At 52.3% G+C, this 20,214-nt stretch carries 17 protein-coding genes; 8 read left to right on the top strand and 9 right to left on the bottom strand.

The features are described from left to right. Positions 1-22: 22 nt before the first annotated feature. From CPA50_RS07655 to dctP, 3 genes are all read right to left on the bottom strand, one after another. Positions 23-1,345: a TRAP transporter large permease gene (locus CPA50_RS07655; RefSeq protein WP_096781813.1), complete on the bottom strand. Its 1,323-nt coding sequence runs from the start codon at positions 1,343-1,345 to the stop codon at positions 23-25. Then, positions 1,342-1,857, bottom strand: coding sequence for a TRAP transporter small permease subunit (locus CPA50_RS07650; protein ID WP_096781812.1), 516 nt, complete (start codon positions 1,855-1,857; stop codon positions 1,342-1,344). The genes CPA50_RS07655 and CPA50_RS07650 overlap by 4 nt, the downstream gene beginning before the upstream one ends. A 71-nt stretch (positions 1,858-1,928) precedes the next feature. After that, the gene (dctP, locus tag CPA50_RS07645; protein WP_096782381.1) at positions 1,929-2,984 is read right to left on the bottom strand and encodes a TRAP transporter substrate-binding protein DctP; all 1,056 of its coding nucleotides are present in this window, start codon (positions 2,982-2,984) and stop codon (positions 1,929-1,931) included. 189 nt (positions 2,985-3,173) lie between these two features. On the opposite strand from dctP, the gene CPA50_RS07640 reads away from it, so the two are divergent. Next, positions 3,174-4,550 (top strand): PLP-dependent aminotransferase family protein, encoded by a 1,377-nt coding sequence (locus CPA50_RS07640; RefSeq protein ID WP_202971740.1) that lies wholly within the window; start codon positions 3,174-3,176, stop codon positions 4,548-4,550. A 6-nt stretch (positions 4,551-4,556) separates the two neighbouring features. On the opposite strand, the gene CPA50_RS07635 is transcribed toward CPA50_RS07640, so the two are convergent. Then, the gene (locus tag CPA50_RS07635) at positions 4,557-5,174 is read right to left on the bottom strand and encodes an ATP-dependent zinc protease (RefSeq protein WP_096781811.1); all 618 of its coding nucleotides are present in this window, start codon (positions 5,172-5,174) and stop codon (positions 4,557-4,559) included. After that, on the bottom strand, positions 5,171-5,746 hold the full coding sequence (locus tag CPA50_RS07630) for an ACP phosphodiesterase (protein WP_096781810.1): 576 nt from the start codon (positions 5,744-5,746) through the stop codon (positions 5,171-5,173). The genes CPA50_RS07635 and CPA50_RS07630 overlap by 4 nt, the downstream gene beginning before the upstream one ends. A 248-nt stretch (positions 5,747-5,994) precedes the next feature. Between CPA50_RS07630 and CPA50_RS07625 the strand changes: the two genes are divergently transcribed. After that, entirely contained in the window at positions 5,995-7,407 is a 1,413-nt protein-coding gene (locus CPA50_RS07625; protein ID WP_096782379.1) for a TrkH family potassium uptake protein, read from the top strand. A 25-nt stretch (positions 7,408-7,432) separates the two neighbouring features. Here the strand turns inward: CPA50_RS07625 and CPA50_RS07620 are convergent, their stop codons facing one another. Together CPA50_RS07620 and CPA50_RS07615 are read right to left on the bottom strand one after the other, a co-directional pair. Then, complete coding sequence (locus CPA50_RS07620) at positions 7,433-8,092, bottom strand: alpha/beta hydrolase (RefSeq protein WP_096781809.1); 660 nt, start codon at positions 8,090-8,092, stop codon at positions 7,433-7,435. 36 nt (positions 8,093-8,128) lie between these two features. After that, positions 8,129-9,322, bottom strand: a complete 1,194-nt coding sequence (locus tag CPA50_RS07615; RefSeq protein WP_096781808.1) for a 1-acyl-sn-glycerol-3-phosphate acyltransferase — start codon at positions 9,320-9,322, stop codon at positions 8,129-8,131. A gap of 187 nt (positions 9,323-9,509) precedes the next feature. On the opposite strand from CPA50_RS07615, the gene recQ reads away from it, so the two are divergent. Next, positions 9,510-11,378: a DNA helicase RecQ gene (recQ, locus tag CPA50_RS07610; RefSeq protein ID WP_096781807.1), complete on the top strand. Its 1,869-nt coding sequence runs from the start codon at positions 9,510-9,512 to the stop codon at positions 11,376-11,378. A gap of 27 nt (positions 11,379-11,405) precedes the next feature. On the opposite strand, the gene CPA50_RS07605 is transcribed toward recQ, so the two are convergent. Continuing rightward, positions 11,406-11,960, bottom strand: a complete 555-nt coding sequence (locus CPA50_RS07605) for a DUF4442 domain-containing protein (RefSeq protein ID WP_096781806.1) — start codon at positions 11,958-11,960, stop codon at positions 11,406-11,408. A gap of 269 nt (positions 11,961-12,229) precedes the next feature. Here CPA50_RS07605 and CPA50_RS07600 point away from each other — a divergent pair, with 269 nt between their 5' ends. Further along, a complete protein-coding gene (locus CPA50_RS07600; protein WP_227519526.1) occupies positions 12,230-13,177 on the top strand; it encodes a hypothetical protein in 948 nt (315 codons plus the stop codon). Between the two features lies 1 nt (position 13,178). Here the strand turns inward: CPA50_RS07600 and CPA50_RS07595 are convergent, their stop codons facing one another. Then, positions 13,179-15,065 (bottom strand): methyl-accepting chemotaxis protein, encoded by a 1,887-nt coding sequence (locus CPA50_RS07595; RefSeq protein WP_096781805.1) that lies wholly within the window; start codon positions 15,063-15,065, stop codon positions 13,179-13,181. A gap of 116 nt (positions 15,066-15,181) precedes the next feature. Between CPA50_RS07595 and CPA50_RS07590 the strand changes: the two genes are divergently transcribed. The 4 genes from CPA50_RS07590 (at position 15,182) to selD (ending at position 20,202) form a co-directional block, all read left to right on the top strand. Beyond that, complete coding sequence (locus CPA50_RS07590; RefSeq protein WP_096781804.1) at positions 15,182-16,702, top strand: bifunctional GNAT family N-acetyltransferase/carbon-nitrogen hydrolase family protein; 1,521 nt, start codon at positions 15,182-15,184, stop codon at positions 16,700-16,702. 116 nt (positions 16,703-16,818) lie between these two features. After that, the gene (locus CPA50_RS07585) at positions 16,819-17,217 is read left to right on the top strand and encodes a hypothetical protein (RefSeq protein ID WP_096781803.1); all 399 of its coding nucleotides are present in this window, start codon (positions 16,819-16,821) and stop codon (positions 17,215-17,217) included. Positions 17,218-17,254: 37 nt separating this feature from the next. After that, positions 17,255-17,926 (top strand): helix-hairpin-helix domain-containing protein, encoded by a 672-nt coding sequence (locus tag CPA50_RS07580; RefSeq protein WP_096781802.1) that lies wholly within the window; start codon positions 17,255-17,257, stop codon positions 17,924-17,926. Next, positions 17,926-20,202: a selenide, water dikinase SelD gene (gene selD / locus CPA50_RS07575; RefSeq protein ID WP_096781801.1), complete on the top strand. Its 2,277-nt coding sequence runs from the start codon at positions 17,926-17,928 to the stop codon at positions 20,200-20,202. The genes CPA50_RS07580 and selD overlap by 1 nt, the downstream gene beginning before the upstream one ends. Positions 20,203-20,214: the final 12 nt, after the last annotated feature.

The following is a 20,214-nucleotide window of genomic DNA, read 5'->3' as shown; positions in this document are numbered from 1 at the left end:
ATTAATCTCCGCCAGTAAAGAATCAGGAAACCAGGCGCTGGGATAGCTGATTGGGCAGCCAGGTCACCAGGTCCGGGAATAACATGAACAGAATCAGCGCCAGAATCTGCAGTACGAGGAAAGGGAGAATTGCGCGATAAACCGTCTCCATTCCGATACCCGGCGGCAATACACCTTTGATATAGAAAAGCGTGTAGCCAAATGGCGGAGTGATATACGCCATCTGCGCGGTGATCAGGAACAGCACACCAAACCACACAGGATCAAAACCAAAGGCACCGATAATCGGCATGAACACAGGCACACACAGAAGAATGATGCCGATTTCATCCAGGAACAGGCCCAGGAGTACGAGGATGCCCATCATGGCAAGCAGCACCAGCCAGCGATTCAGCTCCAGGTTCTCAATGAACATCAAAAGGGAGTCAGCACCGCCAGTTCCGGTGAAGATAGAGACAAAGATCTTGGCACCTATGGTGATCCACATGATCATTGTGGTTACGCGCAGCGTGTCCATGGCCGCATCGCTGAGATTTGCATAAGTGAACTGGCCCTGGAGCAGCGCAGACAACATGGCCCCCACTACCCCAACCGCAGCAGCTTCCGTGGGCGTCGCGATTCCGGCATAAATACTGCCCAGAACACTGAACACAATCAGAGTTGGCAAGAACAGGGATTTCAGTGACCCGAACATCTCCAGCCAGCTTATTTTGATGTGGTCCGGCGCTGGTGCAAGGCTGGGTTTAAGCATGGTCCGGATCACTACGTAGCTCACGTAAAGACCGGACAACACCATGCCCGGCACTATGCCGGCCGCAAACATTTTACCTACGGATATCTGCGCTGTAGCAGCGTAGACGATAGTAATTATTGAAGGTGGAATCAGAATGCCCAGTGTTCCGCCGGCACAGATTACTCCCAGCGCCAGCTTCTCGTCATAGCCACGGCGCAGCATGGATGGCAGTGCAAGAATTCCCATGGCGGCTACTGCAGCCCCAACGATGCCGGTCATGGCCGCCATCACCGTGCAGATGGCAATTGTTCCAACGGCAAGGCCACCGGGAAGGCGCCTGAACCAGAGCTCCATTGCCTTGTACAGAGCCTCAATAATTCCGGAACGCTGGAGAATGCTTGCCATCAACACGTAAAGCGGGATAGCCAGCAAAACGTCCGATGTCATCACGTCGTAGGTCTGGAGGACCGTCAGAACCAGTGCATCAAGCCCCCAAAGCAAAATGGTAAACAGCACCGCAAGTGATATCAGCACAAACGCCAGGGGCATCCCGCTCAGCAACAGCAGCAGGAGTGAAACAAACATTGCAGCAAAGACCAGGGTTGAACTCATGTCTGTGCCTCTGTGCTATAGCCTGCGCGATGAATTGCCGTAAAGAATTCCGCAATGGCCTGGAGCAGCAGCAAGCTGAATGCCACCGGGATGAGCGCCTTTACAGGCCAGATTGGGGGGTTCCAGGAAGAAAATGACGTTTCACCGGACTCGATGGCATTTTGTGCAACAGGAATACTCTGGTAAATAAGCACACAGCTGATGGCAATAATGACCGCGTAAATACCCATGTCTGTAAACGCGGCAATCCGGGGTGAGAGTTTGCTATACAGAATATCGACGTTAACGTGGCCGGCTGTATGCAGAAAATAAGGCCCGGCCAGGAGAAAGTATGGGCCGAGAAGCAAGGTTGACAACTCCAGTGCCCAGACTGTTGGTGCATCAAAAAAATAACGGGCGATTACTTCAAAGGAAATAACCGCGACCATTATGAAAACCAGCGACGACGCTGTTATGGCCAACCACCGGTTCAGCTGCGTAATGGATTTGCAGTAGCCGTTGATAATCGACATGGGAAAGCCTCAAAGAAGAGAGTTTCAGCCCGGCAAGGCCGGGCTGAGGTGAATCAATTCAGCCTGAGTGCTTATTCGAGCAAGCCCAGTTCCTTCATGAAATCAATCTGGCTCTGAAGCACTTTGTTTGCGAGTTCATCATCACCAGCCGCTTCCTTCCACGCTTCAACAGCTGTTGGACGGGCACTGGCGACCACTGCGGGGTCCAGTTGGATGATTTCAGCACCCTGCTCCTGAAACTTTTTAAGCGCTACAGCATCCTGAGCAATGATGTGCTGCCTCAGGGAACCGGAGATTTCCCTGGCAGACACTTCCAGTGCTGCTTTGTAGGAATCCGGGAGTTTGTCGTAGGCCTTCTGGTTTGCTACGTAGCTGGTTGCGGTGGTGGGCTGGTGGAATCCCGGCACGATCACGTATTTGGCGACTTCGCCCAGACCTGCTTCCAGGTTGGCAGTCAGATCACCACGGTCAGCGAAATCGATGACGCCTTTTTCAAGCGCCTGGTAGACCTCGGCTGTAGGAAGTGGTGTAACAGCGACACCAAATTTGCTCATCACTGTGCTGGCCAGACCTACAAAGCGGCCTTTTTTGCCTTTTACATCTTCAGGCTTGTGAATGGGGAACTTTGAGTGAATCGGCTCCTGGCCATAAACGGTGGGGGCAATGTAAAACAGCCCCGCCTGGGCATAGGCTTCGCGCGCAAATTCAAGGCCGCCTTTTTCGTAGAACCAGGTTTCATACTGGTCCGATTCCGGGAAGCCAAAAGGAATGGTGCTGGTGAATGCAAAGGTAGGAATAGCGCCGGCCTTATAACCGTCGAAGGTTTTCATCATTTCGAATGCGCCACCACGCACAGCTTCAAACGCTTGTGCAGATGGTGCCAACTGACCGCCGCCGAACAGCCGGATGGTGAATTTTCCATCGGTAAGCTGTGAGACCCGCGCCACAAATTTCTTCTCATATTCGTAAGGTGTGGTGCCGGCATCCCAGAGGGCCTGCATACGCCAGTTCACAGTTGGTTGTTCTTCCGCGAGTGTAACCCCGGAAGCCAGTGCCGCTGCGGCAATAAACCCGCTCAGAGCGCACCGGATATAACTTTGTGCCTTTTGTTTAAAGTGCAGTTTCATCTCATTCTCCATCTTTGTTTTTGTTTGCTTGTCGGCGATATTCACCAGAATCTTCATCGAATTATTTTTATGATTGCTGCCTGTACAAATTAGGCCAGACAATTAGAATCAACAAGGGACAGTTTACTCATGTGTACCACGGACTGTACCAGCAAGATAACTGGTACACTTTAATAAGGCAGCTAAAGATTGGGTATATCTCGCGCACAACAGATCGCAGACAGTCTTATCCGGCAAATTGAAGATGGCCGATTACCTCCGGGAAGCCGTTTGCCATCCATACGCGTAGCAGCTGAAGGTCATGGCGTCTCCAAGAACACAGTCACAGATGCATACGACCGGCTGGTGGCGACGGGATACATTCATCCTCGGCGTGGATCAGGGTTCTATGTGCAGTCTGCGAACCTTGCGCCATCTATTTCCCGTTCCGAACATGTGACGGAGGCTGTAGATGTTGTAACCCTGCTGAGGGAGCAGCTGAACCAGCATTATGAAGTGCGTGCAGGTGACGGGAGATTACCTGCAGCCTGGATGGAGAGTTCGGAAATCGGGAGATACCTGAGGCGTACATCCAACGCCTCTGACTATTCCGATGACTTTGAATATGGCCGGCCACAGGGGCTAGAGGTATTGCGGGAGGATGTGGCCCGTGCATTGAATGACCGGTCAATCAATACCCTGCCCGATCAGGTCCTGATGACCTTTGGTGCGAACCATGCGCTGGACCTGATTGTTCGTCATTTTGTTCAGGCTGGCGATGCAGTTCTTGTGGAAACCCCCGGCTACTACCCCTTGTTTGGCAAACTGAAACTTCAGAAAGCAAGTGTTGTTGGTGTGGACAGGCTGGCAGACGGTCCGGATCTTGACATGCTTGAGGAGAAAATAAGGGCACACAGGCCTAAACTGTTTTTCGTTCAGCCCATGGCCCACAACCCCACCGGGACATCTATGTCACTGCAGAAGATGCACCGGCTGCTCACCCTGGCTGAAAAGTATGATCTTGTGATCATCGAAGATGACCCTTTTGCCGATATTCTGCCCAAAGCAACACCGCATCTGGCATCACTGGACGCATTGAACCGCGTGGTTTATGTGGGCACGTTTTCCAAAACCCTGTCAGCCAGCCTGCGTTGTGGCTACATTGCCGCCACACCGAAACTTATTGCGTCACTGACCGACATCAAAATGCTGACGGTAGTAAGCAGTTCGGGTATTACAGAGCGTCTGGTTCATGAAATGATTGTACGAGGTCGTTATCGCCGGCATTTGAAACGGCTGAGAGACCGGGTCGCCAACGCCAGTATTGATGCCGTATCTGCCCTGCATGGCATAGGGCTCGATCAGGTGAAAAGTCCGACCGGAGGATATTACCTCTGGTGCCCTTTGCCGGAGGGCGTGGATTCAATGGATATGACTGTTCAGGCTGCACGGGAAGGCATTTTTCTGGCGCCGAGCCAATTGTTCGAATTAACCCGCGGACCAGGCACTGAAGCCCTGCGGGTCAATATCGCACACGCTAACAATCACAAGTTTCTGAATTTCATGAAAGGTGCCCTGGATTTGTAAAAACTGTCAGGTTGTTTCTTCAGCCTTGATGATTTTTGCCTCATGCTCCTCGACCAGTTCTTCCAGGCTCATGTATTCACATTCTCTGGTAGCAATAAAACTGTCTGCGGAATCGATCAGTATATTGTCGTCACTCATGAACCTTCGTCCAAGCAGTACCGGGTAGGAAAAGTTGCCCCTGTCTGTAAGTGAAAACTGGGTTTGGTGACTGGTGCCGGAAATACAGAAATCCATAATGACCACATACCGCCTTTGTGACGGCGCACCTTTGCGCTTTATTAACACGGTGCGCTCTACGGGTCGCTCAAGCTCAAGAATGATTTCTTCATGATCAATGTCGCCTTTGGCGGGCTGATCCTTGTGATCTGCCAGTGGGATCTGGAATCTGACCCACTTCTGATCGTCTTTTTTGAATTCTTCCACGTTTACTGCATGCAGCGATGATGTTTTAGCACCGGTATCCAGTCGTGCTTTGAGCCTGAGGCCCGTGTCGTTCATTACAACCCACTCCACAAAACCGAGCGCCTCCGGAACTGTCTCACTAGTTTTCGGGGTCGTTTCTGACATTGCATAAGTTGGAAATATGAGCGCCGTAGCGAGGGAAAACGGGACCAGAAACTTCATTCAATTCCTCCTGCAAACTTCTGTAATTCCGGGAAAAATGATAGAAAGTGTTCTTCAAGTTCAGCTTGTATCGGGCGAATTTCCGTAATGATTCCTGCGAACGAGTTCTGAAACCGGATGCGCTCAGCTACCCGGTCCAGAGCAAAACCAATGTTATCGAGATCCCGGTAGGATCCGAACCAGTCATGAGACACCATGCGCCGGATTGTTCTGCTCATATCGGGGGTCATCAGGCTTTCATTATCCTGTAGTTCTGTGTAAACGCTGGTTATAAAGGTGCTCTGGTCAGCATCGGTAAACTCGCTCCAGTGCTGCAAAAGAAAATGGTCATACAGCACATCCAGAGCGACACCTGCGAACTTTCGGCGTTGCCCGGAAAAAAGTCGCTTGCTGGCAAGGACATCCGGATGCCTGTCAGTAAAACTGTCCACTGCGAAGTGGTGACGGACGCCGAGCCTTACTGGATCTGGCAGTGCTTCCAGGTCCACCCCCCTGGTGAAATCCCCGAGCAGGCTACCTACCCGCGCTTCTGGCGAGTCCGGGGCAAGAAAAAGATGGGCGAGGTGGTTCAAGGATCAGTTCCCGGGTTGCGTATGAGTATGTTAACTACCGAGACTGCATCAAAGTGCACGGCTTTTCCACATCCAGGGCCCGGATTGAGCCCTAACTGACGGTGTTTTAATATCGGGTTAATAAAGCGACAGCTCGTCTGTTACCTTGCGGATGTGGTTTACCGCAGGTATTCTGACGCCTCTCTCGGTTCAGCTGGTTCGGGCATCCATTGAGAAACCTCTATCCTGTTGTTTTTATTGTCAGCCTCATGTTTGTGCTGTTGAGCATATTCATGACGTTGCCGATCTTCCTGTTGCTCGGCTCGGAAGCGCCGAATGCCGCTTCGTTTGTGGAATCCGCCGCCATTGTCTTCGGCATTGGCATGCTGGGTATTGCCTCCACATACCGGCAGCCCCGGGACCTGAAACCAAGGTATATGTTCGTACTGACGGTCTCTTCGTGGTTCATCATTGCCCTGCTCTCAGCCTTGCCTTTCTATCTCAGTGACAATGATATTTCTATTGCGGACGCTTTTTTCGAGGGCGCCTCCGGTATTACAACAACGGGCGCAACGGTGTTCAGTGGTCTGGATACCATGGACAAAGACCTGCTCCTTTGGCGTTCCATTCTGCAGTGGATCGGCGGCATAGGAATAATCGGCATGTTCGTGGCGGTACTTCCGTTCCTGCGTGTTGGTGGCATGCGCCTGTTCGCCACAGAATCGTCGGAATGGACAGATAAAGCTCTTCCCAGAATGAAATCCCTCAGCCGTGGGCTGCTCTTTGTTTACCTCGGATTCTCAACCATTGCGGTTAGCACTTACTGGCTGTCGGGAATGACGTTGTTCGATGCGTTTAACCATGGAATTACCAGTATTGCCACTGGTGGATTTTCTACCTCGGATCTGTCCATGGGTAAGTTCGATGATCTGATCCTGATGGAAGCTTCGTTTTTCATGATGATCGGCAGTTTGCCCTTCTTTCTTTTTGTAAGAGAACTTCACGGGCAACGTGGAGCCCTGTTCAATGATCAGCAGGTCAGATTGTTTTTAACCATATTGCTGGTTATACCGGCGCTTCTGACATTGTACCGCTGGGCTGTCTCTCCGGTGCCGTTTGATCCTCTCCACAACTATGTTGCTACGCTGTTCAATGTCACTTCCGTGGTTACGACAACCGGCTATGCATCAGAGGATTATTCTGCCTGGGGCCCTCTGGCGTTTGTCCTGTTTTTCTTCCTGATGTTTATCGGTGGGTGTTCTGGCTCAACATCGGGCGGCATGAAAATATTCCGCTTTCAGCTGTCAGTAATCGTGCTCCGTGAGCAGATGATCCGCTTGCTGCACCCACGTGCCGTGTTGACCCGTAACTACAACGGCCGCGCGGTCAGTGACGATATTATTGCGTCCATGATCGCCTATACCTTCATTTTCCTGCTGTGCCTGCTACTTATCACCGTATCCCTTGCGGCTATGCAGCTCGACTTCGTAACGTCCTTATCCGGTGCGCTGACAGCGTTAACCAATGTAGGCCCGGGGCTGGGAGATATTATCGGGCCTGCGGGGAACTTCGGTCCCCTTCCCGATCCCGCCAAGTGGGTCCTGGCAGTTGGTATGTTGATGGGGCGGCTGGAGATTCTGAGCGTGGTAATCGTGCTTTCGCCGGCATTCTGGCGTAGCTGAATGCCGGCTGGTTATTGCAGATGTCTTACAGGGCGTTCTTGCGAATAAAACGCCCGATATCCTGAACTTCCTCAAGACACACGCTATGTTCCATAGGGAACGTCATATAGGCGGGCTCGTGGCCCATTCCCCTGAGCGTTTCCACCGCACGGACACCAAGCGTCTCAGGAACCATGGGATCAAAGGTTCCGTGATAGATATTGATGGGTATGCCGGCGTTTGCTTCTGAAGGCTTCACTGTGTCTGCGGTTGCAAAATAGGTAGAGAGCGCGAGAATGCCAGCAAGACGCTTCGGATATGTCAGGCCGAGTTCGTAGGCGACGGCTCCACCCTGTGAAAACCCTGCAATAACGATATTTTCGGAAGGAATACCACGTTCGATCTCCCGGTCAATCAGCTTGCCCACAGCCCGGGCCGAATCCTTCAGCTGTTCGGTGTCGACAACACGGTCAATATCCATCGCTTTGATGTCATACCATGCTGGCATAGTCATGCCACCATTGATTGTGACCGGTATATTGGGGGCGTGGGGAAATATAAAGCGCACGGCAGCGTCGTCTGGCAAGCCAAGCTCCGGCACTACGTTTTCAAAATCGTGGCCACTGGCACCAAGCCCGTGGAGCCAGATAACAGCCGCTGTCGGGTTAGCTCCGGTTTCCAGCTCAATATACTGAAGATCCTGCACGCAGTACCTCATTTGTAAGGGGAATATTGGTCCGGATCAATCCGGAATGCTTTGATTTTTAATGGCATCCAGCGCGGTCTGAACCGGGTTGGCATACATATCCAGTAAATAAGGGCGAGAAGCGGGATCACAAGCCTCCAGCCTTTTTTCCATCTCTGAGCGGGTAGTCTGCATCTCTTCGGCAGAACAGTCCCCTGCGGTTACAACAGATTTGCGAAGTTCCGCCTCGTCGATAGCACCCTGCGGGTAAACTCCCCGCATCTCATAGGCCACCAGATTGGAGGGGTGGAGATGGTAATTGGCATGAATTTCATGGTCGATCAGCTTTGCAAGTTCTTTGGCGTTTTCCGGTGCGTCAATGATCGGTGCACCAAAGTGCACGTGCACATGGCCTTTGAACTCGGTCAGACCTTTCATTATCTGCTCGGTATCTTCACCTTCTGCCTTCGTATAGCTGCCAGCACGAGCCTTGGTCTCCAGCTCCCGGGCTTTGTCGTTATCACAGGGATCATATTCGTAAGAAATGGAAACAGGAACAATCCTTAGCTTGTTCATTGCCTCAGAAAAGCTGAGACCGCTCTTCTTGCAGCTCATATAAAACATCTTGATGATTGCCGGATCAGTGAAGTCCAGGCCATCTTTGGCACGCCCTTCGCGCTGGGCTATCCAGATGTTCTCATGGTTGGCAACACTGTGATTGATAAACCCGGAAAGTGTCAGGTAAGCGTCGCGCATTTCGCGAGGGCTGGTCATGTCGCGGCGAACTATAAAGCTCTTGTTCAGGCGCATCATTTCAGCAAAGACACGGTTGGCGAGCAGATTGTCACCAATGGCTATCCGCGTGGTACGCAGACCATTGCGGAACAACAGGTAATTGACCACCATAGGGTCAAATACAATATCTCTGTGGTTGGATATAAACAGGTAGGCTCCCTGTTTACTCAGGTTCTCCACCCCACTTGTTGTTACCCGGGTAGTGGTGTGTTCAATCAGATCGCCAATGTATCCGGATAGCCCGGCCTGTAGCTCATCTACCTGAGTGAAGTGTCCAAAATGGCTGGTCAGCCAGCGTTTGGTAAAAAAGCGCAGAACGGCGGGGGCCCAGCGCGCAAGCGCCGGCGACTTGAAGCGCCCCACCATGTCCAGAAATTCCTGGTCATTGACCAACCGCTGAATTGCGGGGCCGGTTTCTTCGTCCGAATAGGGACGGATGGCGTCAAATTCCTGCATGGAAGCCCTGTTCTTGTATGTAAAGATTATGGTGAGCCGTGAAACGGTAGTTTGAAAGCGCGGTATTGTATCGTTTCTTCTATGGATTTGCCTCCCAAAAGGTGGTCTTCCAGGCCATTCGCAACGCTGAATCTGGTATGATCCGCTACCAGATTTCACCTCAGCTTCACGATTAACCGGTTATTCTATGTATCCCGACCAGGACTTTGAACAGCTTTCTGCACAGCGGCCAACTACCTCAGGCAGGAGCCCTGAGCAGGTTCTGCACGAAGTGTTTGGATACGAATCCTTTCGCCCGCTGCAAGGAGATATTATTCACGAGGTTGCCGCCGGCGGCGACGCTCTCGTATTGATGCCCACCGGTGGTGGTAAATCCCTTTGTTATCAGGTTCCGGCCCTTGTTCGCTCGGGTACAGCCATTGTTATTTCTCCCCTGATAGCATTGATGCAGGATCAGGTTGCAGCGCTCCGGCAACTCGGTGTCCGGGCGGCTTTCCTTAATTCCACCATGGATTTTGAGCAGGCTCGCGCCACTGAATATGCACTGAGCACGGGTGAACTGGATTTACTTTATTGCGCCCCGGAGCGGCTGATACAGCCTCGCACCCTGGAGTTGCTGCACGATGCGTCTATTTCACTGTTTGCTATTGACGAAGCGCACTGTGTTTCACAATGGGGGCATGATTTCCGTTCCGATTATCTGCAACTCGCGGTACTGGCCAACGAATTTCCTGCTATTCCCCGCATTGCACTGACGGCAACCGCTGATGAGCGCACCCGAAAGGAAATTGCTGAAAGACTTTCTCTGACTGAAGCGCGACACTTTATCAGTGGATTTGACCGGCCAAACATTCAATATCGTATAGCTCCGAAAACGAATGCAAACAAACAGTTACTGGAGTTTATAAAAGCAGAACATGAAGGTGATTGCGGGATCGTCTACTGCCTTTCGCGAAATAAAGTAGACGCCACAGCAAAGATGCTGGCACAGAAAGGTTACACAGCACTGCCCTACCATGCTGGGCTTCCGGCAAACGACAGGGCTCATAACCAGGAGCGTTTTCTGCGGGAGGACGGTGTAATTATCGTTGCTACCATCGCCTTTGGTATGGGCATCGATAAGCCCGACGTTCGCTTTGTAGCCCATCTCGACCTCCCCAAAAGCCTCGAAGCCTACTACCAGGAAACCGGGCGCGCAGGCCGGGATGGCAAGCCTTCCACCGCCTGGATGGTCTACGGCTTGCAGGATGTTATAAAACTGCGGCAAATGCTGGAGGCATCCCAGGGCAACGACCACTTCAAGCGGGTAGAAAGACAGAAGCTGGATGCGATGCTGGGTCTTTGCGAAGTAACAAAATGCCGGCGGCAAGTCCTGCTGAATTATTTCGGTGATGAGCTTGATACCCCTTGCGGGAATTGCGACACCTGCCTTAATCCGCCCGAAACCTGGGATGGAACGGTTGCGGTACAAAAAGCCTTGTCCTGTGTTTTCCGCACCGGCCAGCGCTTTGGTGTTACCTATCTGATTGATGTATTACGCGGTTCGGAAAACGAACGGGTTCTGCAATCGGGGCACCACCAGGTTTCAACCTATGGAATCGGGACTGAGCTTTCAGTAAACGAATGGAAATCCGTATTCCGGCAACTTGTGGCAAACGGGTACCTGCGGGCAGACCCTGAGGGTTACGGGGCTCTGCAGCTCACTGAACAATGCAGACCTTTGCTGAAAGGAGAGCACAAGGTTGAGCTGCGCAAGGACCCTGTTGTCAAAACATCTTCCGGGCGTTCTTCGGGCGGAAGATCCGGAAGTGCGGTTAAAGATCAGGTTACGGATCATGCTGGCTGGGAAGCACTCAGGGCATGCCGCAAGGAGCTGGCAGACAAACAGGGTGTGCCTCCTTACGTGATATTTCACGACACCACTCTGTTCGACATGCTAGAACGCAAGCCCAAAACACTGGATGAACTTGCCGGCGTCAGCGGCGTGGGGGCTGCAAAGCTGGAAAAGTACGGCGAAATTTTCCTTGCCGCCATCGCAGGGCTGTCTCAATCCTGAGCAACCCGCCCCTGTATTTGTAGCCGGTTACTCTGCCGGCTGAAAACCCTTCTTGCGAACCCGGTATTGCGCGATAGAAGTAGCAACGTGGTTGCCTTCCATGTCGCGCAATTCACCCTTCAGGGTAAACTTTGCCCGGCCGGTTGCGTCAGCGTCTGCAAGAATTGCGGCAACGTCTTCCGGGGACAGAGAGAACTCAACAGTAACATCCGAATTTGCGGGCTGCAGAAACTGAAGCGTCATTTCTTTGAGGATTGGCGTATACGCGGGGCCCAGATCAAAAAGGGCCAGCACCCCGCCCGGAATTTCCGCCACCAGAAAATATGCTCCGGCGTACAGGCTGCCAAAATGGTTCTTGTTGCCCTTGAGCTGAATCCGTGCCCGGACATAACCCGGGCTGACTTCTTCAACACTGAACCGGTTCCGGGGAGCGAAAGGAATCGACAGCCCTATAATGCGGTTGACGGCAGCGTAGCCTCCGATTTTTTTCAGCCATTCAACAGGCTGAGCAAGCGTGGCTTTGGGGTCTGTGGCAGAAACCCATTGCCCGGTAGCACCAATAATATTGTCAATCAATGCCATGGTTCAGCTCCAGAGTTGTCGTTGGTGCAAATAATTGCAATGCTAACTACATAGCGCAACACTCTTTTACAATATTTTAGGCGAGTTAACCTTTCCCCGGTTCTTTCTGATCTACAGTAGAGGGAATTAACTGACCGGTTATGCTTTTAACCAGCTTTCCTGATGGCAGGAAAGATTCGGCAAGGCCGGCGAAAAGGACTCCAATATTGCAATATGCCCGCAGCTCCTGTTCTTGCGACCATGAAAGACCTGGTGGGCAAACAAAGTTTTTGCTTTCACTGGGTTTTCTGTATGCCGTATTTTTTACTGGCACGGTTAACGCAGATGCGACCCGCGATCCTGTTGAGATACCCTCCCCGGCAGAAACTTCTGCGGCGTTTGCGACCCCGGTCAGCCCCCCGGCCAGGGATTATCTGCTCTGGTACCGGAACTACGACAGCCCTGCTATCTATGCCCTGGTTAATCTTGCGCTGAGGAAAACCCTCGAATACGGGGAGTTCCGTATCCTCCGCAGCGGTGAACTGAGCCAGGGGCGTGCTCTCAAGGAACTGGCTGATGGCAACAGTCGCCTTCTGGACATTGCCAACGTGGCAACTTCAGCAGAACGTGAGAAGACTCTCACCGCAGTCCCCGTTCCCGTAGACGGTGGCCTGCTCGGCTTTCGCGTTTGTGTGGTAATGCCTGAGAACCTTCCTCTGTTCGAGGGTATCCACTCCCTTGAGGATATCCGGGAAAGAGGTGTCCGAATTGGTCAGGGTGAACACTGGCCAGACACCCCCATCCTCAAAGAGAATGGTATAGCGGTGGTGACTCATTCCCGTTACGAAATTCTGTTCGGGATGCTCCGGAAAAAGCGTTTCGACTGCTTTGCCCGAGGAGTAAGCGAGGTTGCTAACGATCTCACCCTGGAGAATGATCCCGGGCTCGCTATAGAACCGGGTATCGTGCTGGCCTACCCGATGCCTTCGTACCTGTTTGTGGGGCCCGAAGACCAGCAGACAGCCCACCGGCTACAACTCGGAATGGAACGTGCAATCCAGGATGGAAGTTTTGGTGTTTATCTTAATCAGTATTACGGTGCTGCGGCAGCAGACCTGCACCTTAACAGGCGAACCATCATTGTTCTGAACAACCCGTTCCTGAGTGAGGAATCAGAGCGCATCGGGCGCCAGACACTTAAAGACCTGCGCTGGCGCCTTGATATGCTCAACCGCTGAGTTATACCCGGAAGCGGGAAACATTGTCCTCAAGAGTACGGCCAATTTCTTCAATCTGGCCACTGTAGATATCGTTCTCACTCGCCGCCTTTGCGGCTTCCTGGCCCTGATCGGCAATGCGTGTGATCGCCGCGTTCAGCTCTTCGGTAACGGAGGTTTGCTCTTCCGAGGCCGTCGCGATCTGAGATGTCATTTCATTTATAGAGGTGATGGCTGCAGAGATTCGGTGCAGTGAATCCATCGCATCCTGTGCTTTTTCCATACTGACATTGGATACTGCGGTAGATGCCTTCATAACATTAACCGCATCGGTTGCGCCCTTCTGCAGACGCTCAATCATGTTGTTTATTTCTTCTGTGCTGGCCTGGGTACGCTGAGCAAGGTTTCTGACCTCATCGGCCACAACGGCAAAACCCCGTCCGGCCTCTCCTGCCCTGGCTGCCTCTATGGCAGCATTCAATGCCAGCAGGTTGGTCTGCGCGGCTATGCCCTGAATAACCTCCAATACGGACGTAATGGAGGTTACGTCGCGCCCAAGAGCATCTATCACGTTTGTTGCGGCACTGACCTCGTGAGACAGCTTTTGCACTGCATCCCGAGATGAAGCAACCGTTTCCAGTGAAGCCCGGCTGTCTTCATCTGCAGTGTTTGCGGCATCGGCAGTTGCCAGTGCGTTCTGGGCGATTTCATTGGCAGCTGCAGACATCTCGTTTATTGCTGTAGCCACCATATCAACTTCCGACTGCTGACTTTCAACACTGTTGCGACTGTTTCTGGCGGTGTTTCTCAAGGAAATCACATTACCAGCCAGTTCGTTGCTGCCCTGCTGCACTTCAAGGACAACATCATGAATCTTTTCTACAAATTGATTGAAGCTTGCCGCCAGTTGTCCGAACTCATCGCGGGCACTGGCATCGAGGCGCTGGGTAAGATCGGCATCGTTTGAGCCAATATCCGCCATGGCTGAATTCAACCGGCGAACCGGAGCCATCAATGTACGGATGCCCAGATGAAGGATCGCCAGAGAAACCAGGAGCCCGATGATCGCGATAATCACGCCTGTCTTGATAGCGCTATGGACCGGAGCATTTATCTTGTCCTCATTAACGAAGGTCCCCAGATACCAGTCAACGCCGCGCGCCTGGCTGATAGGGTGGAAACGAGCATTCCATGGAGTATCGTCTTGCTGGTAACTGTGCTCACCACCCTGAAGATTCGGAGCCTCACCCAGCAGTGTACGAATGTCTTTTCCAATCAGGGCTTTTTGCGGGTGGTACAGCACTGTGCCTTCGCGGCTGATGAGAGCTACATAACCTGTACCTGCCAGGTTGATGACAGAAAGCATGTCATCAATAGCTTTCAGCGTAATGTCTGCGCCTGCAACACCTGCGTATTCACCACGCTTTACCGGTGTTAATGATGAAATCACGGTTTCACCGGTACTCGCATCCAGATAGGGTTCGGTAAAGGATGAACTGCCCTGATCCATCGCCTTCCTGTACCAGGGGCGCGAGCGTGGGTCATAATCCGATGGCAAGGCAGCTTCGGCGGCTTCGGTTTTCATGAGCATATAGCCGTCGTTCCGGCCCACATAGACATCCTTGAAATCACCACCGCTTGAAATTGCCTGGAGCAGCGTGCGGACGTGTTCGTCCCCGGTCATTGTTTCGAGGGATCTGGCCGTGGCCTCTGTCATCGCGAGCCGGGTATTCAGCCAGTCAGCAATGCTTGCCGCATTCTGCTCTGCAGTATTTTCAATCAACGCGTCCACATAAGTTTCTGTGGTGTTTTGCAGCCGCAGATTGCCAGCAATAGTAAACGCGGCCATAACCATAATCAGCAGAACACTGAAGGTAACCAACAGTTTTTGACCAAATGTAAGATGCACCACACACTCCTGCAGTTTGCTTTCAATGGTTTTCGGCAGACTATGCGAAGTCTTTAATACCTTCTGATAAACTTGAGTGGCAAACTCATTTCTCTGTCATACCGGAGCCCATCTGAATGGCCCATGAAGAACTGCATCTCAACCTCCGTAACCTGACACTTGATGATTACGAACAGCTTCAGGTACTGATGGATCGTGTGTACGACGATATCGGTGGTGCCTGGCCAAAGGACACTATCAGAGCGCTGGTTGAACAGTTCCCGGACGGACAGATCTGCATTGAGGACAAGGACCAGCTGGTCGCGGTTGCGCTCACTGTCTCCGTCAAATACGAACGGTTCAGTAATCCGCACACCTATGACGACCTGATCCTGCTTAACGAGCAAATCCTGCATAACCAGAACGGCGATTCGCTGTATGGACTGGATGTGTTCATCGATCCGGAATATCGGGGTTACCGGCTTGGTCGCCGGCTGTATGAAGCGCGCAAGGAACTGTGTCGTTCGATGAACCTGCGGGCTATCCTCGCCGGTGGACGGATACCTGGCTACTACAAGTACTCGGATCAGTATTCCCCTGCCGAGTATATTGACCGGGTTGACCGCAAGGATATCTATGATCCGATTCTGAGTTTCCAGCTGTCCAACGATTTCCAGGTCACCCGCCTGATGCACAAGTATCTCCCGGAGGATAAGAAATCCCTGGGGTATGCAACCCTTCTGGAATGGCGGAACATTCTCTATACGCCGCCCTCCTCGGTACTGAACGAAAAGAAAACCCAGGTTCGCATGGGGGCTGTCCAGTGGCAGATGCGTGAATTTGGCTCAGTGGAAGAAGTACTGGAACAGGTTGAGTACTTCGTGGATGCGCTATCCGACTACAAGAGTGACTTTGCACTCTTCCCGGAGTTTTTCAACGCACCTCTGATGGGGCTGACTGACCAGATAGACCAGACCCGCGCCATCCGGTTCCTTGCAGGCTTCACCGATCAGTTCCGGGAGCGCATGTCCGATATGGCTGTGAGCTACAACATCAATATCATTACCGGTTCCATGCCACTGCTTGAGAACGACCGGGTTTACAACGTGTCGTATCTTTGCCACCGGGATGGCCGGGTGGATGAGCAGCGCAAGATTCATATTACCCCCCACGAGCGTCGGGACTGGGTTGTTGAAGGCGGGGACAGGTTTGAGGTCTTCGATACGGATGCAGGACGTGTCGCGATTCTTATCTGTTACGACATCGAATTCCCTGAACTTGGGCGAATTGCAGCCAGCAAGGAAGTGGACATCATCTGTGTGCCCTTCTGGACAGATACCAAAAACGGATATTTGCGGGTTCGCCACTGTGCCCAGGCCCGGGCAATTGAAAACGAGTGCTACGTAGTCATTACCGGCAGTGTAGGAAACCTGCCGAAGGTAGAAAACCTGGATGTGCAGTACGCCCAGTCGTCAGTGTTCTCGCCCTCTGACTTCTCTTTTCCACACGATGCCGTAATGGCGGAAACAACACCTAATACGGAGATGATCATGTTCTCTGATATGGATCTGGAAAAGCTGACACTGGTGCGTAATGAAGGGTCAGTTACCAATTTAAAAGACCGCAGAATTGACATGTATGAAATTATCACCCGTTAAGTGTTGAACAACAGCCTCAAAGGTTTATCGTATGACACTGATGGCGTTGCAAAACCTTCTGTCAGTGTCTATTGTTTAATCAATATCAAGTCAGCCTTTTCAGAGACTCAGTATTCATGAAGGACGCGTTACCCGATCTTGTCGCCCAGTTTATCGTCCGGCACGGCCTTTTCCGCAAGGAACGGGTCGAGGCCGCTCTGTTTGAGCTGGATGCCTATGGTTGTGTTATGAAGACGGACAAGATCTTCAACCCCGGCGATACCGTTATGCTCGATCTGATTATGGACATGCCGTTTGACAAGATTCGTGCAGAAGGCATCACCGGGCTCATCACCGAGCGCAGAAAGCACTGTAGCAATTTCTTCTACTCGATTGATTTTGTTGACTTGACGTCAGATGGAGGTTCTGGACTGGAAGATAAGTTACGCCGCATCAGGGAAGTTCTTTCCAAAAAGCAGTCGTTAAAATCACGTCGTTCCCCAGGGTCTATGTCCGGATTCCGGCAGATGGCCTGATCACTGTTATCTGTTCTATCTGCAAGGAGACAAACCCATGGCGAAAAAAGCCAAGCCGAATGTTGATAAAATTGTAAAAAAGGTCAACAAAGAATTTGAGAAAACATCATCCCAGATCGAAAGTCTGATCAGTGATGCACTGAAGCAGTTCGACTCCCTGCAACATCAGGTTCAGGACCCTATCCGCAAGCTCCTGAAGGAAGTTGATGAGCTCCGTGAACGGGAAATGAAGCGTTTTAACGACGAATTTGAACGTCGCATGGAAGAGTTCCACGAACTGCAGTCCAGTGTACTTGAGCGCTTGGGTGTCGCTTCAAAAGAAGATATCCGTAAAGCAGAAAAAGAAAGCAAGAAAGAAAGCAGCAAGGCGCCGGCCAAGAAGGCAGCCAGCCCCACGAAAAAGGCAGCTGCAACCACTAAAAAGCCTGCTGCGAAAAAGGCACCGGCACCAAAAGCCGCTGCGAAGGCTCCGGCCAAGGCCGCTGTGAAAAAAGCACCTGTGGTGAAAGCTAAAAAGCCTGCCGATAAAAGTAACCTTACCCTCGTGAAAGGTATCGGGCCCGCCACAGCAGAAAAAATGAAAGCTGCCGGAATCACTTCTATCGATCAGATTGCCAACCCATCCCCAGACGATCAGGAAAAGCTGAAGGCTTTTTCAAAGGTCAAAGGATTTAGTCAGTTCACGGCAGAAGCCAAGAAAATAAGTTGATGCAAAAGCCTGACCAGCCAGTTCTACGGGACATTGTCCTGATTGGCGGTGGGCACAGCCACGTCGGGGTACTCAAACGGTTTGCAATGAAACCGGTTCCCGGCGTCCGGCTGACTCTCATCTGTCGTGACACACATACACCCTACTCCGGGATGTTGCCGGGCTACGTGGCAGGGCATTACAGCTACGACGACGTACACATCGATCTGAGCCGTCTGGCAGAGTTTGCTGGCGCACGCTTTTACCGGGCAGAAGCCAGGGGCATAGACCGCAATAGCAAGCGTGTTATCTGCAAAGACCGCCCTGATGTGCCCTATGACATACTGTCGATCAATATTGGCTCATCACCAAGAGTGAATGAAGTTGAAGGTGCGGCAGAGCATTCGGTACCTGTAAAACCCATTACCGGGTTCAACAATCGCTGGCTTGCCCTCCTCTCCCGTATTGAAACCCATGAAGGCCCACTCACTATAGCTGTTGTGGGTGCAGGTGCAGGCGGTGTTGAGCTGACACTGGCGATGCAGTACCGGCTAAAAAACGAATTTGAACAACGCGGCAAGGATTCCGGGCAACTGCACTTTCACCTGTTTGATACCGCAGAGGAAATTCTTCCTACCCACAACCCCAAAGTACGGGAAGTCTTCCGGAAAACCCTCTCTGAACGGGGGATAAAACTGCACCTTGGTTCTCCGGTAGAAAAGGTGGCCGAAGGGCTCTTGCGTACAGCCGCGGGCGAAAACCTGCATACAGACGAAGTCCTCTGGGTGACCAGAGCCGGTGGCCCGGCCTGGCTGGAAGAAACCGGTCTCGCTCTGGATGAAGGCCTGTTCCTGCGAGTGCGGGACACATTGCAGGTTGAAAATGATGACAATATTTTTGCAGCTGGTGATATTGCCAACGTAATTAATCACCCCCGCGAGAAAGCCGGTGTGTTTGCTGTACGCCAGGGACCGCCTCTTGCGGATAACCTGAAGCGCATGGCTCTTGGTAAAGCGCCAAAGGATTTTCATCCGCAAAAGAAATGGCTGGCATTGATCAGTACCGGCGACAAATATGCAGTAGCCTCTCGTGGTGAGATGCACTTTGATGGCGCCATGGTATGGCGCTGGAAGGACTGGATCGATCGCCGCTTTATGGAAAACTTCACAGACCTGCCTCCTATGGATGAGGGAGCGGCCTTGCCAGATACCGCAGCAGCACAGAATCCTGAAGATGCATCCCAGGCCATTTCAGCTGTTGCAATGCGCTGCGGTGGTTGTGGCGCCAAGGTGGGCAGCACCGTGCTTTCCCGGGCTCTGGGTGAACTCAGGCCTATCGAGCGGGATGATATTATTATCGGCCTGCACGCCCCTGATGACGCGGCTGTCCTGAGAGTTCCGCCCGGTAAAGCCGTGGTGCATACCGTCGATTTTTTCAGGGCGTTTATTGATGACCCCTATATATTTGGCCGCGTAGCTGCCAACCACAGCCTCGGCGATGTTTTTGCAATGGGCGCTGAAGCTCAAAGTGCGACCGCTGTAGCTACTGTACCCTACGGTATTGAATCCAAAGTAGAAGACGTGGTCTACCAGATGATGTCCGGGGCCGTAGATGTCCTGAATGAAGCTGGTTGTGCGCTGGTGGGAGGTCACACGGGAGAAGGCCGTGAACTCGCTCTGGGCTTTGCAGTTAATGGCCTCATCAATCCCGATGAAGTTATGAGCAAAGGCGGCCTGCAGGCCGGTGATGCCCTTATTCTGACCAAACCCATCGGCACAGGAACCCTGTTTGCTGCCCATGCCCGCCTGGCAGCCAAGGGCCGCTGGATAGATTCCGCCCTCGCCTCCATGCTTCAGTCCAACAAATCGGCTGCAGACTGTCTGCGGCGTTTCGGATGTAAAGCCTGTACCGACGTGACCGGGTTCGGATTACTGGGTCATCTGGTTGAAATGACGCGGCCCTCCGGCGTGGATGCGGAGCTGGACCTCTCTTCAATTCCAGTTCTGCCAGGCGCGGAAGAAACTGCTGCAGCCGGAATCCTCAGCTCTCTTCAGCCAGCTAATGTGCGCCTGCGCCGTGGTATCCGGGACCAGGAAAACTGGGTGAAGCATCCTCGTTACCCGCTGATTTTTGATCCGCAAACGGCGGGAGGTTTGCTTGCAAGTGTCGCGGCAGACAAAGCTGAAGACTGTGTCCGGGAACTCAAGGCACTTGGTTACCCTCATACTGCCATTATCGGCCGGGTAACAGCTCAGGATGAAAACGGGCCAATTGAGCCAGTCTCGCTCAAGGAATGACATACAGGGTGA

Origin of the sequence: Marinobacter sp. ANT_B65 (genome assembly GCF_002407605.1) — a bacterium.
In the GTDB taxonomy this organism is placed as follows: domain Bacteria; phylum Pseudomonadota; class Gammaproteobacteria; order Pseudomonadales; family Oleiphilaceae; genus Marinobacter.
Note: the sequence above shows the minus strand (reverse complement) of the source record. Positions and strands in the feature narration are given on the sequence as shown.

Coding starts and splice junctions, on each gene's coding strand:
- CPA50_RS07655 (WP_096781813.1), bottom strand. CDS start 1,345: ATGAGTTCAACCCTGGTCTTTGCTGCAATGTTTGTTTCACTCCTGCTG.
- CPA50_RS07650 (WP_096781812.1), bottom strand. CDS start 1,857: ATGTCGATTATCAACGGCTACTGCAAATCCATTACGCAGCTGAACCGG.
- dctP (WP_096782381.1), bottom strand. CDS start 2,984: ATGAAACTGCACTTTAAACAAAAGGCACAAAGTTATATCCGGTGCGCT.
- CPA50_RS07635 (WP_096781811.1), bottom strand. CDS start 5,174: ATGAAGTTTCTGGTCCCGTTTTCCCTCGCTACGGCGCTCATATTTCCA.
- CPA50_RS07625 (WP_096782379.1), top strand. CDS start 5,995: ATGTTTGTGCTGTTGAGCATATTCATGACGTTGCCGATCTTCCTGTTG.
- CPA50_RS07615 (WP_096781808.1), bottom strand. CDS start 9,322: ATGCAGGAATTTGACGCCATCCGTCCCTATTCGGACGAAGAAACCGGC.
- recQ (WP_096781807.1), top strand. CDS start 9,510: ATGTATCCCGACCAGGACTTTGAACAGCTTTCTGCACAGCGGCCAACT.
- CPA50_RS07605 (WP_096781806.1), bottom strand. CDS start 11,960: ATGGCATTGATTGACAATATTATTGGTGCTACCGGGCAATGGGTTTCT.
- CPA50_RS07590 (WP_096781804.1), top strand. CDS start 15,182: ATGGCCCATGAAGAACTGCATCTCAACCTCCGTAACCTGACACTTGAT.
- CPA50_RS07585 (WP_096781803.1), top strand. CDS start 16,819: ATGAAGGACGCGTTACCCGATCTTGTCGCCCAGTTTATCGTCCGGCAC.
- CPA50_RS07580 (WP_096781802.1), top strand. CDS start 17,255: ATGGCGAAAAAAGCCAAGCCGAATGTTGATAAAATTGTAAAAAAGGTC.
- selD (WP_096781801.1), top strand. CDS start 17,926: ATGCAAAAGCCTGACCAGCCAGTTCTACGGGACATTGTCCTGATTGGC.